12 protein-coding genes and 1 tRNA gene are annotated in these 15,913 nt (G+C 69.8%); 4 read left to right on the top strand and 9 right to left on the bottom strand.

Annotation, left to right across the window (positions count from 1 at the left end):
• Positions 1-422: hypothetical protein (locus tag HMPREF0321_RS16320; protein WP_217490509.1), on the top strand; the 422-nt coding region annotated here is incomplete at its 5' end.
• Between the two features lie 127 nt (positions 423-549).
• Here the strand turns inward: HMPREF0321_RS16320 and HMPREF0321_RS02130 are convergent.
• The 4 genes from HMPREF0321_RS02130 to HMPREF0321_RS02115 form a co-directional block, all read right to left on the bottom strand.
• Complete coding sequence (locus HMPREF0321_RS02130) at positions 550-1,437, bottom strand: class I SAM-dependent methyltransferase (RefSeq protein ID WP_006943824.1); 888 nt, start codon at positions 1,435-1,437, stop codon at positions 550-552.
• 134 nt (positions 1,438-1,571) lie between these two features.
• Positions 1,572-3,530, bottom strand: a complete 1,959-nt coding sequence (locus tag HMPREF0321_RS02125; protein WP_083803170.1) for an acyltransferase family protein — start codon at positions 3,528-3,530, stop codon at positions 1,572-1,574.
• Between the two features lie 33 nt (positions 3,531-3,563).
• Positions 3,564-5,558 carry an acyltransferase gene (locus HMPREF0321_RS02120; RefSeq protein ID WP_006943760.1) on the bottom strand — a complete coding sequence of 665 codons (1,995 nt, stop codon included), beginning with the start codon at positions 5,556-5,558 and terminating at the stop codon, positions 3,564-3,566.
• A gap of 45 nt (positions 5,559-5,603) precedes the next feature.
• On the bottom strand, positions 5,604-6,194 hold the full coding sequence (locus HMPREF0321_RS02115) for a hypothetical protein (protein ID WP_006943805.1): 591 nt from the start codon (positions 6,192-6,194) through the stop codon (positions 5,604-5,606).
• Positions 6,195-6,288: 94 nt separating this feature from the next.
• Here HMPREF0321_RS02115 and HMPREF0321_RS14595 point away from each other — a divergent pair, with 94 nt between their 5' ends.
• Positions 6,289-8,274, top strand: a complete 1,986-nt coding sequence (locus tag HMPREF0321_RS14595; protein ID WP_006943744.1) for an acyltransferase — start codon at positions 6,289-6,291, stop codon at positions 8,272-8,274.
• The gene (locus HMPREF0321_RS02105) at positions 8,271-9,359 is read left to right on the top strand and encodes a sugar phosphate nucleotidyltransferase (protein WP_006943797.1); all 1,089 of its coding nucleotides are present in this window, start codon (positions 8,271-8,273) and stop codon (positions 9,357-9,359) included. The genes HMPREF0321_RS14595 and HMPREF0321_RS02105 overlap by 4 nt, the downstream gene beginning before the upstream one ends.
• Before the next feature lie 123 nt (positions 9,360-9,482).
• Here the strand turns inward: HMPREF0321_RS02105 and polA are convergent, their stop codons facing one another.
• Positions 9,483-12,152 (bottom strand): DNA polymerase I, encoded by a 2,670-nt coding sequence (gene polA / locus HMPREF0321_RS02100; RefSeq protein ID WP_040014293.1) that lies wholly within the window; start codon positions 12,150-12,152, stop codon positions 9,483-9,485.
• Between the two features lie 46 nt (positions 12,153-12,198).
• Here polA and HMPREF0321_RS02095 point away from each other — a divergent pair, with 46 nt between their 5' ends.
• Positions 12,199-12,660 carry a PaaI family thioesterase gene (locus tag HMPREF0321_RS02095; protein ID WP_006943746.1) on the top strand — a complete coding sequence of 154 codons (462 nt, stop codon included), beginning with the start codon at positions 12,199-12,201 and terminating at the stop codon, positions 12,658-12,660.
• Between the two features lie 75 nt (positions 12,661-12,735).
• Here HMPREF0321_RS02095 and HMPREF0321_RS02090 read toward each other — a convergent pair whose 3' ends face one another.
• The 4 genes from HMPREF0321_RS02090 to pyk all read right to left on the bottom strand — a co-directional run bounded on the left by HMPREF0321_RS02090 (position 12,736) and on the right by pyk (position 15,871).
• A complete protein-coding gene (locus HMPREF0321_RS02090) occupies positions 12,736-13,335 on the bottom strand; it encodes an ANTAR domain-containing response regulator (RefSeq protein WP_006943731.1) in 600 nt (199 codons plus the stop codon).
• Between the two features lie 10 nt (positions 13,336-13,345).
• Entirely contained in the window at positions 13,346-14,158 is an 813-nt protein-coding gene (locus HMPREF0321_RS02085; RefSeq protein WP_006943807.1) for a shikimate 5-dehydrogenase, read from the bottom strand.
• Between the two features lie 70 nt (positions 14,159-14,228).
• Positions 14,229-14,309, bottom strand: a tRNA-Leu gene (locus HMPREF0321_RS02080).
• Positions 14,310-14,395: 86 nt separating this feature from the next.
• Positions 14,396-15,871 (bottom strand): pyruvate kinase, encoded by a 1,476-nt coding sequence (gene pyk / locus HMPREF0321_RS02075; RefSeq protein ID WP_006943809.1) that lies wholly within the window; start codon positions 15,869-15,871, stop codon positions 14,396-14,398.
• Positions 15,872-15,913: the final 42 nt, after the last annotated feature.

The following is a 15,913-nucleotide window of genomic DNA, read 5'->3' as shown; positions in this document are numbered from 1 at the left end:
CCCGCGCGTTGTGGCGGGCCGCCGGTTTCGTCCTCGCGCTCGGCGTGGTCGGCTGCGTCGTCGGGTCGCTGCTCGACGCCGACGCCGTGGTCGCCTCTGTCGGTGGTCACGCGTTCGACGGCAACGGATCCCTCGTCATCGCGTGCCTCGCACTCGGCACCGTCTGGGCGCTCGCGCAGCTGTGGCTCTTCTCGCAGATGGCGGGCGACGACACGCGCCTCGGCATGCTGACGTGGGTCATGGTCGCCGTCGAACTCGTCGTCGGGTGGCTGTGGTGGCACGACAGCGTCTGGCAGGTCGTGACGCTCGCCGCAGCGTGCGCCGGCGTCGTCGTCGTGGCCGGCGCGTGGCGCTCGCGCAGCAGACGCGTCACGCACATCGAGGACGCCGAGGACCTGCTCGTGCTCGATCACACGAGCTGACCCCCGACGTCGTTCGACCTTCGAGGGCGGCTCGCACCGCTCGAACCGGACCCATCCGCTCAGGCTGGTCGGCCCCGTCCTACCGCCTCAGCGGGGGCCGCTTTCGCTCGGCGTGGCCCAGCAGGGCTCAGTGCTGGTCATTGCTCTTCTGGCCGTCGCTGTTTGCGCCGTCGTTCTTCGCACCGTCGTCGCCGATCTGACGCGAGCGGCCGAGCAGCACCTTCGCGACGGCGGTGATCGGCCCGGGCACGACGCCGACGGCCTTCCACATCGCCGCGTTGAGGCGGTCCTGCACCGTCGTCTGGTAGCGGCGCAGCATCTCGTCCTGACGGCTGAGGCGCTTCGCGGTGCCGGGGCGGCGACGGAAGGTCAGCGCGTGCAGGCCGTTCGCCCAGCGTGGGTCGTCGGCGTGCGCGGCGTCCCACTGCTCGACGATCTCCCAGCCCGGGTGCTGCTTGAGGAACAGCCTGTGCGCCTTCTGCACGACCGGCCACGACGCGTCGTCGATGAGGACGAGCGCCTCGTAGGCGAGCAGCGGCTCGACGGCGGCGAGCGCGAGGTAGTGCGACAGCAGCGTGTGCTCACCGTCGTAGAAGTAGACCCCGACGGGGCGATCGAGCGCGTCGGGGCGCACCATGAGCTTGAAGCAGTCACCTTCGAGCAGCGTGACGTCGGCGTCCCCGGCGTGGGTCTCGAGGTTCGTCATGAGTTCGCGTCGCGCGAGTTCGCCCGCCATGCCGAACTCCATGAAGTTCTCCATCGCGACGAACGTCTTGTCCCCGTTGCCCTGCACGGCGGCGCAGATCGAGCGGCCCTTGAACGTGCCGACCTCGAGGTAGGCCTCGTCGGCGGGCATCGTCGCGGCGGCATGGTTGAGGACGGCGAGCTCGTTGGGCGCGGTGTACCCCGCGACCTCGTCGCACAGGGCCGACCAACGCGGGTCGATCGGGTCCGACGTCGCGGGCTCACCGGCGAACAGGGCCGGCAGGTCGCGGAAGAAGGTCGAGGTGTCCATGGCGTTCCGTCCGTCGTGAGGGTCGAGAGGTGTGCGCGCGTACCGCGCGGTAACTGGTGACCATGGTCACACGTCGGGCGCACTTTCGCATGCGGTGTTCGCCAACTCCCGCGCCGCCCCGCCCGAGGCGAACCTCACCGTGCGGCGCCCGCGCGTTGCACCTGCGGCGCGAGCCACGTCCAGATCATCGCGGCGCCGCGCGGGGTGAAGTGCAGCGTGTCCTCGTAGAGGCTCACCCCGTTGATGACGGAGCGGTACCCGGCGCTGCACGTCTGGGCGTGCAGGTCGGCGAGCGCCGCATCGGGGTGATGCTTCACCCACGCCGCGATGACGCCGTTCGCCCAGTCGACGGCGGCGTCGTTCGAGCCCTGCTCGGCGAAGAAGCGCAACGACGGATCGAGTCGCACCGGGTCGATGCGTCGGCACGGGAGATTGACGACGACCGTGCGCTCGACGCCTGCGGCGCGGGCTCGCTGCGCCCACGAGTCGAGGGCCAGCTCGATCGACTTCGCGCCCTGCGGCGTCTGCGGCGCGGCGAGCACGCCGTCAAGGCGGTGCGTCGTGAGGAAGTGGGCGTCACCGACGATGACGAGGGTGCGCGCGTGCGCATCGCGCAACTGCTTCTCGACGCCCGCGCGCCAGCTCGCGCAGCGCGTGGACTCGGCGACGTCCTGGCCGTCGTGGCTGATCGGCGCGGGCACGAGGTCGCAGCCGATCATCGTCGCGTCGCTCATCGACAGGTCGGTGTAGACCGACGGCGAAAAACCCTGCGCGAGTGAGGAACCCACGCTGTCGCCCACGATGCCGGCGTCCTGGTGCGCGCCCGTGCGGTACGCGGGCGTCCCCGCGACGAGCGGCGGCACGTCCGTCGGCACGCCGGGTGCGCTCGTGCGGGCCTGGGCGGCGCTCGCCACCGCGAGCACCCCCGACGCGCCGATGGCGAGGGCCCGGCGACGGCTGCGTCGCAGGTGCGGCCACATGCCACGCAACCCGTCCTGCAGGATCGGCGCCTCGAGGGAGCGGAAGCTCACGACCGCGAGCGCGAACGTCACGACGAACTGGAGGAACCCGAGCGCGGGCTGCGGCACGTCGGGGCGCAGCCACAGGTGCACCGGCCAGTGGTAGAGGTAGAGGCCGTAGGAGATCTGTCCGACGAAGGCCAGCGGCCGCCAGCCGAAGACGCGGTTGATGGCGAGGCCGCGCGGGTCGATGCTCGACCAGCCCATGAGCGAGGCGCCAAGCGCGAACAGCAGCACGCCGCCCTTCGCGTAGACCCACTCGGTCTGCGCGTCGAGCAGGAATACCGCGCTGATCGACACGATCGTGCCGAGGATGCCGAGGGTCTGTGTCACCTCGCGCGATGGCAGGCGCGGCCCCCGTCCGTCGGCGCCGACGCCGAAGGCGAACCCGAACGCGACACCGACGAGCAGCGCCTGCACGCGGGTGTCGGTGCCGTAGTAAAGGCGCGCCTGATCCTCGAACGAGGCGAGCCCGAGGTGCGCCGTCCACCACGCACTCAGGCAGGCGAGCGCCATGACGAGGGTGAAGCGCAGGCGGCGCGAGCGCGTGAGTGCGCAGATCGCGAGGATGAGGAACGGGATGACGACGTAGAACTGCTCCTCGACAGACAGCGTCCAGGCGTGACGCAGCGGCGACGGGTTGCCGATCTGGTCGAAGTACCTGTCGCTCCGGCCGATCAACCTCCAGTTGAGGTAGAAGCCCAGGGTGGCGAGTGCGTCGCCGCCGAACTGCTTCTGCTGGGCGGGTTGCTCGAGGAAGGCGGTGTGCGTCAGAACTGCGGCGACGAGGACGAACATCGCCGGCAGCACGCGCCGCGCGCGACGCAGGTAGAAGCGGCGCACGTCGATGCGACCGGTGCGCTGACGTTCCTTGATGAGGATGCGCGCGATGAGGAAGCCGGAGAACACGAAGAAGTGGTTGATGCCCACCCAGCCGCCGACGAGGCCCGTCGCGCCGAAGTGATACGCGATGACGAGCAGGACGAACAGGCCGCGGTAGCCGTCCATGGCCGCGTAACGATCGGTGCGGGGACGCTCGACACGGCTCCCGCGCGAGCGTGCGGATGTGCTCATCGTCTGGCCACCATGTTCATCGGGCTGCCTCGTTCATCGGGCGGCCGCCACGATCTGCGGCGCGAGCCAACCCCAGATCATCGGGGTCGCCTCGGGCGAGAAGTGGATGCCGTCGTCGTAGAGCGTGATGCCGTGGCGAGTCGGCTGGTACGACGAACCGCACACCGCGCCCGCGAGGTCGAGGACGGGCACGTGGTGTTCCTTCGCCCACGCCGTGATGATCGCGTTGACCCGTTTCGGGTGCCCAGCCTCGGCGACGAGTTGGGGGAACTTGTCGAAGTCGCCGCGGTACTCGGGCGGCACCTGCAGTTCGTCGATGGTGCGGCACGGCACGGTCGTGACGGCGAACTTCGCCGCGCCCGAGGTGCGCGCGGTGGTGAGGGTCTTCGTCAGCGTGCGGGTGATGAGGTCGCGGTAGGCCGCGTCGTCGAGCCACAGCACCTTGCCGTCGACGTCGTGTCGCAGTGCGAGGTAGAGCGTCGGCATGAGCACGGCCAGCCGGGAGTCGGAAGAACGCACCGTGGGCCCGAACTCCGCCTTCGCTTCGCGACACGGCATGTCGTTGGGTTGCTGACGCGTCGCCGTCCACTGCACGGGCGCGTCGAGCAGGTCGCAGCCGGGGGCGCCGGCGTTCGTCACGACGAGGTTCGAGAAGTTGTCCTTCGGCATGCGCTGGGCGAGGAAGTACGGCACCGAGTCGCCGTAGAGCGTGACGGCGAGTGGTCGGGCGGGCGGCGTGTACGTCGCCTGGCCCTCGACGAGCGTCGGGATGTGCGCGACGTACTGCGGGTACTGCGGCGCAGACACCTCGTGGGCCGCCGTGCTCGCCCCGGCGGGGATGGCCAGCGCCGCGACGAGGACTCCGACGAGACCGACGGCGCCCGCGCCGCCCGCGCGCCGCCCACCGAAGGCCCGCACCCCGCGCTTGATGACGGGCTTCTCGAGCCAGCGGTAGCTCGCGTCGGCGGCGGCGTACGAGAGCACGAGCGTCGCCACCGCGAGCGGGATGACGTGCCCGTGACCGAAGGCGCGCACGAGCCACAGGTAGATGGGCCAGTGGTAGAGGTACAGCCCGTAGGAGATCTTGCCGGTGTGCACCGCGAGACGGTTGGCGTGCAGCCGCACGAGGGGCGTGGGCACGCGTTGGGCGCACCCGATGATCCACGCGAGGCCGGCGAGGCTCGTGAGGAGCATCCCGCCGCGGGTGAACATCCAGTCACTCAGCGGCTCGATGAGCGCGATGCCTGCGAGCGTCGCGACGAGGCCGACCCAGCCGAGGATCTCGAGCCGGCGGTCTCCCGCATCGAGCAGATCGCGACGATCCCGTGCCCGCAGCAGCCCACCACCACGTCCACGATGCCCCGTCCACACGCCCGCCGCGACACCGAGGGCGAGGGCCTGCATGCGCACGTCGGTGCCGTAATAGGCGTGTGCCTGCCCGCCCGGTGAGTCGAGATCGATCGTCGACGCCCACGCCGCCGACGCGAGCGCGAGGACGACGAACCCCGCGGTGCGCGCGCTGCGGCGGTGCGCGTACGTCAGCGCCGCGATGATGAGCAACGGCACGACGAGGTAGAACTGCTCCTCCACCGACAGGCTCCACGCATGGCGCGTGATGCTCGGGTGGGTGAACTCCTCGAAGTACTGATCGTCGCGCAGCACGAGGCGCCAGTTCATGACGTATGTCAGGGTCGCGAGGATGTCGCCGCGCAGGTACGTGCGCTCCCCGGCTGGCGCGAACGCCCACCCGTCGAGGGTGACGGCGCCGACCATGACGAGCAGCGCCGGCGCGAGGCGACGCACGCGCCGTCGGTAGAACTCACGCACGCTGATCCACCCGAACTCACGCTGCTCGGCGAGCAGCAGGCGCGTGATGAGGAACGCCGAGAGGATGAAGAAGACGTTCATGAGGATCCACGCGCCGGGCAGGAACGTCAGTACACCGACGTGCCACAGCATGAACACGACCATGCCGTAGCCGCGGATGCCGTCGAGCCCGGGGCGGTAGGCGAACAGTTTTGAGGCCATCGTCGTTTCTCCTGGCCTCGTTTCGCGGGGCCGGTACGGGCAGCGTCAGTCGCGCTCTTGGTCCGACAGGCGCTTGCGCCCGCGCGCGGTGCGGCGCTCGTGCACGTCGTCGTCCTCGCCGTCGTCGCCTGCGGCCCGCTCGACCTTCCCGATGCGCACGCCGCGCTCGTGGCGCTCTGCGTCGCGGTCCTCGTCACCGAGGCGTGCACGACGTGCGGGACGCTCCTCGGCGTCACGACGCTCGCGCCGCGCGGGACGCACCGGACGCTCGTCGTCATCGTCGTCGTGCTCGTCATAACGGTCGTAGCGCTCGCGTCCGCGTGCGGCGCGCCCGGAGCCGTGCGTGCCGAACAGGAGGTAGCCGAGCGCGGCGGTGGTGAGCGCGAGCGCGAGGAACAGCAGCGCGCGGTGCAGCGATTGCCCCTCGATGATGTTGCACTGCCCCTTCGCGAGGCCGGAGGTGTTGGGGGACATCGGCGAACCGCAGCCGAACAGGCTGCCGTCCTTGCCCCGGAAGTTCGTCGGGGAGACGAAGAAGTAGACCGCGACGGCCAGGAGCAGCGCGGAGATGATGGCAGCGATCTTCGTGCCGGTCGCGAGACCCGTGGGGCCCGCCTCATCGTTCGTGTTCAGCATGACCGCATGCTAGCGGTGGATTCACCTGCAATGAGGTGTATGTCACAAATACACTCAGGGCTTCGAACGAATGACTCGTGGAAGAGGATCGACCGTGGCTCGCCGCCCCCACACCCCCCTGACATACCGCCCGGCCCTCGACGGCCTGCGGGCGCTCGCGGTGCTCGGTGTCCTCGTGTTCCACCTGTGGCCGAACGCGGCGCGCGGCGGGTGGCTCGGCGTCGACCTGTTCTTCGTCCTGTCCGGCTACCTCATCACGACGCTGCTCGTGCGCGAGTACGTCCAACGCGGCGGCATCGACCTGCGCGGGTTCTGGCTGGCACGCGCCCGACGGCTCATGCCGACGCTCGTCGTCGTCCTTCTCGCGGTGCTCGTCATGGCGACGTTCTGGACGTTGCCGTCGCGTCGTTACGCCGTCTCGCTCGACGTGCTCTCGACCCTCGCGTACGTCGCGAACTGGCACTTCATCTCCGGTGACGAGGCCTACTTCGCCTCGAACGGCACGCCCTCTCCCCTGCGTCACGCATGGTCGCTCGCCATCGAGGAGCAGTACTACCTGCTGTTCCCGCTCCTGCTGCTCGCGCTCACGCGGTTCCTCACGCGCCGCCGCCACCTCGCGTTCTGGTTGCTCGCGCTCGCTGCTGCGTCGGCGCTGTGGATGGCGCACCTGTACGTGCCCGGCGTCGACCCGACGCGCGTCTACTACGGCACCGACACCCGCGCGTTCGAACTGCTCATCGGCGCCGCCGCGGGTGCCTGGATCGGGCCGTCGCAGTGGGGTCATGCGCGCCCCGCGCCGTGGCTGCTGTGGCTCGAACGTCTCGCGTGGCCGGCGCTCTTCGCGCTGGTCATCGCGATGCTGACGTTCGACGAGTCGTCGTCCGGGCTGTTCCGTGGCGGGCTCGTCGCGTTCTGCGTCGTCGCGCTCGTGCCGATCCTCGCGGCAGCCTCGCCGCACCCGAACAGCTTCCAGCACGTGCTGTCGTTCGAGTGGCTGCGCCGGCTCGGGCTCATCAGCTACGCGCTGTACCTGTGGCACTGGCCGCTGCACGTCTACCTTGCGCCCGAGCGTCTCGGCCTCGACGCGGCGTGGGCGGGCGTCGTCCAGGCCGTCGCCGCCCTCGTGCTCGCGACGGCGACCTACCGCTTCGTGGAGCAGCCCGTGCGCCGTGGCGGGGTGCGCGCCCTGTGGCCGCGCTCGCCTGCACCTCGTCGGCTCGCCCCGATCGCGGCCGCCGCGGCGGCACTCGTCGTCGCCGGTGGGGCGTTGGCGCTACCGCACGTCTCGGGTGGCGGTTCCGATCTGGAAGCCGGTTCGGGTGGCGGCGAACTGACGTACGCGATGAAGACATACACGCCCGGTGAGGACGTCAAGGCGATCCTCGTCGGCAACTCGATCCCGCACAGCCTGTTCGCCAACTTCCCGCAGACACGCTTTCCCGACCTGCAGCTGACGGAATCAGCGAGCTTTGGATGCACGACGTTCGCCGGGCAGGAGAGCAGTGGCGGCCAGCCGGTGCCGTCGCTGTCGAAGTGCGACCAGTTCCATGACGACTGGTACTACGGCCTCGCCGGGCGCGACACGATGCTGTATTTCCTGCCGCAGAACCTGCTCAACGACTACGCGGTCGACGGACGGACGCTGCGCGCCGGCAGCGCCGAGCACGACGCGTTCGTGCGCTCCAGCCTCGACGGCGTCGCGCAGAAGGCGAAGCAGCAGAACATCACCCACCCCTACCTCGTCGACCTGTCATGCCACCGCGTGCCGACGATAGGAACCGACCCGACGGTCGTCGCGACCAACGACACCGCGAAGGTCGAGCATCTCAACGACGTGGCGAAGGGCTGGGCGCGTTCCAACGGAGTCACCCTCATCGACCAGTTCGGCTTCCTCTGCCCCGGCGGGCAGTATCACGGCCGCATCAACGGCGTGAACCTCTACGCCGATGGGCTGCACTTCACCAGCGAGTCCGGCCCGATCTTCTGGAACTGGCTCGCCCCGCAGATCCAGCAGCACGGTGACGGGTCGGGAGCGTCGAGCACCAGCTCGACGAGTGCGTCGAGCACCAGCGGCCGATGAGCCTGCACGCCGTCGTCCTGGCCGGTGGGTACGGCACCCGGCTGCTGCCGTTCACGCGCCGCACGCCGAAGCACCTGTTGCCGATCGGTGACGAACCCGTCATCGCGCACCAACTTCATCGTCTCGCGACGGCGGGCGTCGAATCCGTCGTGCTCGCGACCTCGTACCACGCGGACGCTTTTCGTCCGGCGCTCGGTGACGGCGACGCGTACGGCGTCCGGTTGCGCTACAGCCGTGAGGAGCATCCGCTCGGCACCGGTGGCGCGCTGCGTCACGCGTGCGGGTTGCTCGATCTCGCGTCCGACGACGACGTGCTCGTCCTCAACGGCGACCTCATCACCGAGCATGACCTCGGCGCGCAGGTCGCCGCGCACCGGGCGCACCGGGAGTGTGCCGTTCGCGCCGGCGACGCACCCCCGGTGCTCGCCACGATCCACGGACGCGCCGTGCCCGACGCGTCGGCGTACGGGTTGCTACACCTCGACGAGGCCGGGCGCGTCACGGCGTTCGAGGAGAAGCCGCCAGGCGCGCCGGCGGGCGTCGTCAACGCGGGCACGTACGTCGTCTCCCCCGCCCTGGTCGATCTCGTGCCCGTCGACGCGGTCGTCTCCCTCGAACGCGAGGTGTTTCCTGAGGCGAGCGAGCGCGGCGGGGTGTTCGTCAACCGCGACGACGCACCGTTCCACGACATCGGCACGCCCGCCGCCCTGCTGGCGGCGAACCTCGCCTGGGCGCGTGAGCGTGACCTCGACGCCGTCGACCTGCGGGCGGGGGCGGTTGCTGGCACCCCTGACGCGGGTGCTATCCGCGGCAGCCTGCTGCTGGGCGGATCACGCGTCGCCGCCGACGCCATCGTGAACGGCTGCATCATCGGGCCCGGCGCGCTCGTGGGGGCGGACGCCGTGCTGGAGGACTGCGTCATCGGTGACGACGCCGTCGTCGCACCGGGTGTGCGCGCTCGCGGCGTGACACTCGACGTCGGTGAGCGACTGGGCCAAGAGCCCCATCAACGGCTCGAAGGGTCCCCGGCCGAAACCGTGGGCCCCCGGGCCCGAAGCGGTGATGAGCACCTCCGAGATGAGTGAAAAAGATCCCCAACCGGAATCTTCCACTCTAGGTCGGCTGCTCGGCCGAGAGGCAGCTGCGAACGTTTTCTTCTCACCGGCCGACCCGACGTGCCGGCTGTCGACCCTCACGGGCGGCGGCCGTCAGTGCTCGGCGTCCTGCCAGCTGCGTCCGGTGCCGACGTTGACGTCGAGCGGCACCGCGAGGTCGGCGGCCGCACCCATCTGCTCGCGCACGATGCGTTCGACTTCGTCGCGTTCGCCCGCGCCGACCTCGACGATGAGTTCGTCGTGCACCTGCAGGAGCACCCGCGAGCGCAGGTTCGCCGCGCGCAACGCCTCGTCGACGCCGAGCATGGCCTTCTTCATGATGTCGGCCGCCGAGCCCTGGATCGGCGCGTTGAGCGCCATCCGCTCGGCCATGTCGCGGCGCTGACGGTTGTCGCTCGTCAGGTCGGGCAGGTAGCGGCGCCGACCCATCATCGTCTCGGTGTAGCCGGTCGCGCGCGCGTCGTCGACGATCTGACGCAGGTAGTCGCGCACCCCACCGAAGCGTTCGAAGTAGCCGTCCATGAGGCGCTGCGCCTCGGCCGTGGAGATGCGCAGCTGCTTGCTCAGGCCGAACGCCGACAGCCCGTACGCGAGGCCGTACGACATCGCCTTGACCTTCGCGCGCATCTCGGAGGTCACCTCGCTCGGCTCGACGCCGAACACGCGTGAGCCGACGAACCGGTGCAGGTCCTCGCCGTCGTTGAAGGCCTGGATGAGGCCCTCGTCGCCGGACAGGTGCGCCATGACTCGCATCTCGATCTGGCTGTAGTCGGCGGACATGAGGCAGTCGTAGCCCTCGCCGACCACGAAGACACGACGGATGCGTCGACCCGATTCGGTGCGGATCGGGATGTTCTGCAGGTTCGGGTCGGTCGAGCTGAGACGCCCGGTCGCCGCAATCGTCTGCTGGTAGGTGGTGTGGATGCGGCCGTCGTCACCGATCGACTTGATGAGGCCCTGCACCGTCGAGCGCAGCTTCGAGGCGTCACGGTGACGAAGCAGAGCGTCGAGGAACGGGTGCGGCGCCTTCTCCGACAGGTCGGCGATCGCCTCGGCGTCCGTCGTGTACCCCGTCTTCGTCTTCTTGGTCTTCGGCAGGCCCAGGGTCTCGAACAGCACGACCTGCAACTGCTTCGGCGAGCCGAGGTTGACCTGCTCGCCACCGATCGCGTCCCACGCGTCCTGCTGCGCGGCGACGACCTGCGCGTCGTAGTCGGCTTCGAGTTCGTGCAGCGCGTCGAGGTCGACGGCGATGCCTGCCTGCTCCATCGTCGCGAGCACCTCGACGATCGGCAGCTCGAGCTCGGCCATGAGCTCGATGCCACCGACGTCGGCGACCGCCTCGTCGAGCGCGGCGGCCAGGGTCGCGACGGCCGCGGCGCGCGCCATGGCGTCGTCGCCCTGCGTGGCGCCGACGTCACCGAGGTCGAGCATCCCCTGACCGGCTGCCTGCTTGCTGGTCTCGGGCAGTTCGATGTGACAGTAGCGCAGCAGCAGATCCTCGAACCCGTACGAGCGCTGGTCGGGTCGCACGAGGTAGGCCGCGATGGCGGTGTCGTTCGTCAGCCCTGCGAGGGTGAGACCGCGCGCGGCGAGGGCGTGCATCGGGCCCTTCGCGTCATGCAGGGCCTTCGCCTTCGTCACGTCGGCGAGCCACTCGGCAAGCGCCTGCTCGTCCTCGGGTGCGAGGGTCGTCAGGTCGACGTACGCGGCGCGGCCGCTCTCGTCGGCGATCGCCAGGCCGCTCGCGTCACCCGCGCCCTTCGCCCACGTGCCGTCGACGAACAGCCCGGCGCGCCCGGTGATACCGGCGAGCCACGTCTCGACCTCGCCGTCGCCGAGCACGACGCCGTCGACGCTGACGTCGCCCTCCGCCTCGGGCTGCGCCGTGCCGAGCGTCGCGAACAGGCGGTCGCGCAGCACCTTGAACTCGAGACCGTCGAAGACGCGGTGCACCTCGTCACGGTTCCAGTCGTGGCGCGCGAGGTCGTCCGGCGTCACGGGCAGCGGCACGTCGACGAGCAGCTGGTTGAGGCGTCGGTTGCGCAGCACGCCATCGAGGTGGGCGCGCACGTTCTCGCCGGCCTTGCCCTTGATCTGGTCGACGTTGGCGACGAGGCCCTCGAGGTCGCCGTACTGCCCGATCCACTTCGCGGCCGTCTTGGGGCCGACACCGGGCACGCCGGGCAGGTTGTCGCTCTTCTCGCCGACGAGCGCGGCGAGGTCGCTGTAGCGCTCGGGCGGCACGCTGTACTTCTCCTCGACGGCGGCGGGCGTCATACGCGTCAGCTCCGAGACGCCCTTGACGGGGTACAGCACGGTGACGTTGTCGCGCACGAGCTGCAGCGCATCGCGGTCGCCGGAGCACAGGAGCACCTCGTCGAAACCGGCCTGCGTCGCCTGGGTGGTGAGTGTCGCGAGGATGTCGTCGGCCTCGTACCCGTCGACCTCGAGGTGCGTGACGCCCATCGCGTCGAGCACCTCCTTGACGAGGCTCACCTGCCCCTTGAACTCGCTCGGCGTCGTCGCGCGGCCCGCCTTGTACTCGGCGTACTCCTCGCTGCGGAACGTCTGACGCGACACGTCGAACGCGACGGCGAGGTGCGTCGGTTCCTCGTCGCGCAGCAGGTTGATGAGCATCGACGTGAAGCCGTACACGGCGTTCGTGTGCTGCCCCGTCGAGGTCGAGAAATTCTCCGCGGGCAGCGCGAAGAAGGCCCGGTAGGCGAGGGAATGTCCGTCCAACAACAACAAGCGCTTCACACGTGGCAGCCTATGTCCCAGCACCGACAACCCGAAAGGCGAGACCATGACGAGCTCCCCCACGCCCGAGACCGCAACCCACGCGCCCGAGATGACGCAGGAGCAGATGCTCGACGAACTCGCGCAGATGAGCCGCGGCACGCTCGACGAGCGCATGGGCATCCGCGTGCTCGAGGCCTCCCCCGAGCGTGTCGTCGCGACCATGCCCGTCGAGGGCAACACGCAGCCGTTCGGGTTGCTGCACGGCGGCGCGAACGTCGTTGTCGCCGAGAGCGTCGGCTCCATCGGCGCGAACATGGCCGCCGGGCCGGGACGATTCGCCGTCGGGCTCGACATCAACGCGACGCATCACCGTTCCGCGAGGAGCGGCATCGTGACGGCGACCGCGACGGCGCTGTCGATCGGGCGCACCCTCGCGGCGTACGACGTCGTCATCACCGACGATGAGGGCAACCGCACCTGCACCGCCCGCATCACGTGCATGCTGCGGGATCTGCCGAAGGGCTGAGACGCCTCCTCTGGCGACGAAGGGTTGTGGAGGCTCGCGATACCCATCGCGCGAACCTCCACAACCCTTCTCGCGTCAGGCGTCGCCGAACTCGGCGATGACGCCGTCGCAGACCTGCTGCATCGACAGACGACGATCCATCGCGGTCTTCTGGATCCAGCGGAACGCCGCGGGTTCGTCGAGGCCGAGCTTGGTGGTGAGGATGCCCTTCGCCCGGTCGAGTTGTTTGCGCGTCTCGAGCTTGGCGTTGATCGCCGCGAGTTCGTCACGCAGGGCGCGCATCTCGCGCCATCGGCGGGTCGCGACGGTGAGCGCCGGGCCGAGGTCGTTCCAGGTGAACGGTTTGACGACGTAGGCCATGACGCCCGCGTCGCTCGCGCGTTCGACGAGGTGGCGGTCGCTGAACGCCGTCAGGAGGACGACGGGGGTGAGGCCGTCGGCGCCGATCTCCTCGGCGGCGCTGATGCCATCCTTGCGGGGCATCTTGACGTCGAGCAGCGCGAGGTCGGGTCGGTGCTCGGCGATCGCAGCCACGGCCGCTTCCCCGTCGCTGACGGCGGCGACGACGTCGTAGCCGCCCGCATCGAGCATCTCGACGAGGTCGAGGCGGATGAGAGATTCGTCCTCCGCCACGACGACGCGCAGGCGCTGGTCTTGGTCGCTCGTCTCACTCACGGCGAAAATCCTACGCGTCCTGGCGCGAGAACTCGGACGCGGTACGGATCTGCTCGTCGCTGGGGCGTACGCCGGTGTAGAGGACGAACTGCTCGGCGGCCTGCAGCGCGATGACCTCGGCGCCGGTGATGACGTTCTTGCCCCGCTCCCGCGCGGCGACGACGAGCGGCGTGTCGCTCGGGCTCGCGACGACGTCGAAGATCCAGGTCGCCGCGTCGATCTCGTCGGTGGTGAAGCTCAACTGCCCCTCGCCCTCGCCGCCGGCCATGCCGAGGGGCGTGACGTTGACGAGGACGTCGGTGCCTTCCGGCACATCGCGCGAGTGCTCCCAGCCGTACTGCGCGGCGAGCTTCTCCCCCGCCTCGACGTTGCGCGCGACGACCGTTCCGTGCGTGAAGCCGGTGTCGCGGCAGGCGGCGACGACGGCCTTGCCCATGCCGCCCGAGCCGCGCACGGCGATGCGCAGGTCGGTCGGCACGCCGTGGGTCTGCAGCAGCGACGCGACGGCGACGTAATCGGTGTTGTAGCCGGTGAGGACGCCGTCGTCGTTGACGATCGTGTTGACGGAGTTGATGGCCTTCGCCGATTCGTCGAGCGCGTCGAGCATCGGGATGACCTGTTCCTTGAACGGCATGCTCACTGCCGCGCCCCGGATCGGCAGCCCCCTGATGCCGGCGACGGCCTGCGCGAGATCAACCGGCGAGAACGCCTTGTAGACGAAGTCGAGCCCCAGCTCGTCATAGAGCCGGTTGTGGAAGCGCGTGCCGATGTTGCTCGGGCGCCCCGACATCGAGATGCACAGCTGCGTGTCCTTGGAGAGCATGCGCGCCAGCCTAGCGCCGCCGCCGCGGAACGACGAAGGGCTCGACCTCGACGGTCGAGCCCTGTGCGCGTGCCGACGGGGGGATTCGAACCCCCACGCCTTGCGGCAAAGCATTTTGAGTGCTCCGTGTCTGCCATTCCACCACGTCGGCTGGTGCCCGCTCACCTTACCCGAACGCGCGCTGCCCCCGCGCACCGGGCGCGGGGGCAGCAGCGCCGATCAAGGACTGAGGCAGGATCAGTTCTGCGCGGCGGCGCTACGGGCCTTCTCGTGGTCCTCGTAGGCCGGCGCGACGCGGTTCTTCGCGTCGCCGATCTTGTGCACGCGCAGCGCGTTCGTCGAACCGGGGATGCCGGGAGGCGATCCGGCGGCGATGACGACGAGGTCACCCTCGACGCAGCGACCGTCGCCGAGGAAGATCTCGTCGACCTGCATCGACATCTCGTCCGTGTGCTTGACCTTCGGGCTGCACTCCGTCTGCACGCCCCACACGAGCGCGAGCTGCGAACGCACTGTCTCCGACGGCGTGAACGCAACGATCGGCAGGCGCGGACGCAGACGCGACATGCGCTGCGCCGAGTCGCCGGTCGTCGTGAAGTTGACCAGGTGCGTGCACCCGAGCGTCTCCCCCACCTCGACGGCGGCCTTCGTCACGACGCCGCCCTTCGTGTGCGGCTGGATGCCGAGGTCGGGCACGCGCTCGAGGCCGTGCTCCTCCGTCGAGGAGATGATGCGCGCCATCGTCTTGACCGTCTCGATCGGCCACGCACCGACCGACGTCTCCCCCGACAGCATGACGGCGTCCGCGCCGTCGAGCACCGCGTTGGCGCAGTCGGAGGCCTCGGCGCGCGTCGGGCGCGGATTCTCGATCATCGACTCGAGCACCTGCGTCGCGACGATGACGGGCTTCGCCGCGCGGCGCGCGAGCTCGATGGCACGCTTCTGCACGATCGGCACGTCCTCGAGCGGCAGTTCCACGCCGAGGTCACCGCGCGCGACCATGATGCCGTCGAACGCCTCGATGATCTCGATGAGGTTCTCGACCGCCTGCGGCTTCTCGATCTTCGCGATGACGGGGCGACGGATGCCCACCTCGTCCATGATCTCGTGGCAGCGCGTGATGTCGGCGGCGTCGCGCACGAACGACAGCGCGATGAGGTCGGCGCCGGCCTTCAACGCCCAGCGCAGGTCAGCCTCGTCCTTCTCGCTGAGCGCGGGCACGCTCACCGCGACACCGGGCAGGTTGATGCCCTTGTTGTTCGACACGCGGCCCGGCACGACCACCTCGGTCACGACGTCCGTGGCCGTCACCTCGACCGCGCGCAGCGCGACCTTGCCGTCGTCGACGAGCAGCATGTCGCCGACGTTGACGTCGCCCGGCAGGCCCTTGTACGTCGTGCCGACGCGCTCGGAGTCACCGTCGACGTCCTCGGTCGTGATGGTGAAGCGGTCGCCCTTCGCGAGGTCGACCGGGCCCGCGGAGAAACGAGCGGTGCGGATCTTCGGGCCCTGCAGGTCGGCGAGGACGCCGACGGCGCGACCCGTCGCCGCAGCGGCGGCGCGGACGTGGTCGTACCGGGTCTGGTGCTCCTCGTACGAACCGTGGGAGAGGTTGAAGCGGGCGACGTCGAGGCCGGCCTCGACGAGCTCACGCGTCCGTTCGGCAGAGTCGGTAGCAGGGCCAAGGGTGGCAACAATTTTCGCGCGACGCATGCTTCCAACCCTATCGCCCGCGCGAGCGTTCCCTCAGTCGAC

It is taken from the genome of Dermacoccus sp. Ellin185 (assembly GCF_000152185.1).
Classification (GTDB): domain Bacteria; phylum Actinomycetota; class Actinomycetes; order Actinomycetales; family Dermatophilaceae; genus Dermacoccus; species Dermacoccus nishinomiyaensis.
The sequence above is the reverse complement of the archived record's forward strand: the minus strand, read 5'-3'. Positions and strand labels throughout refer to the sequence as shown.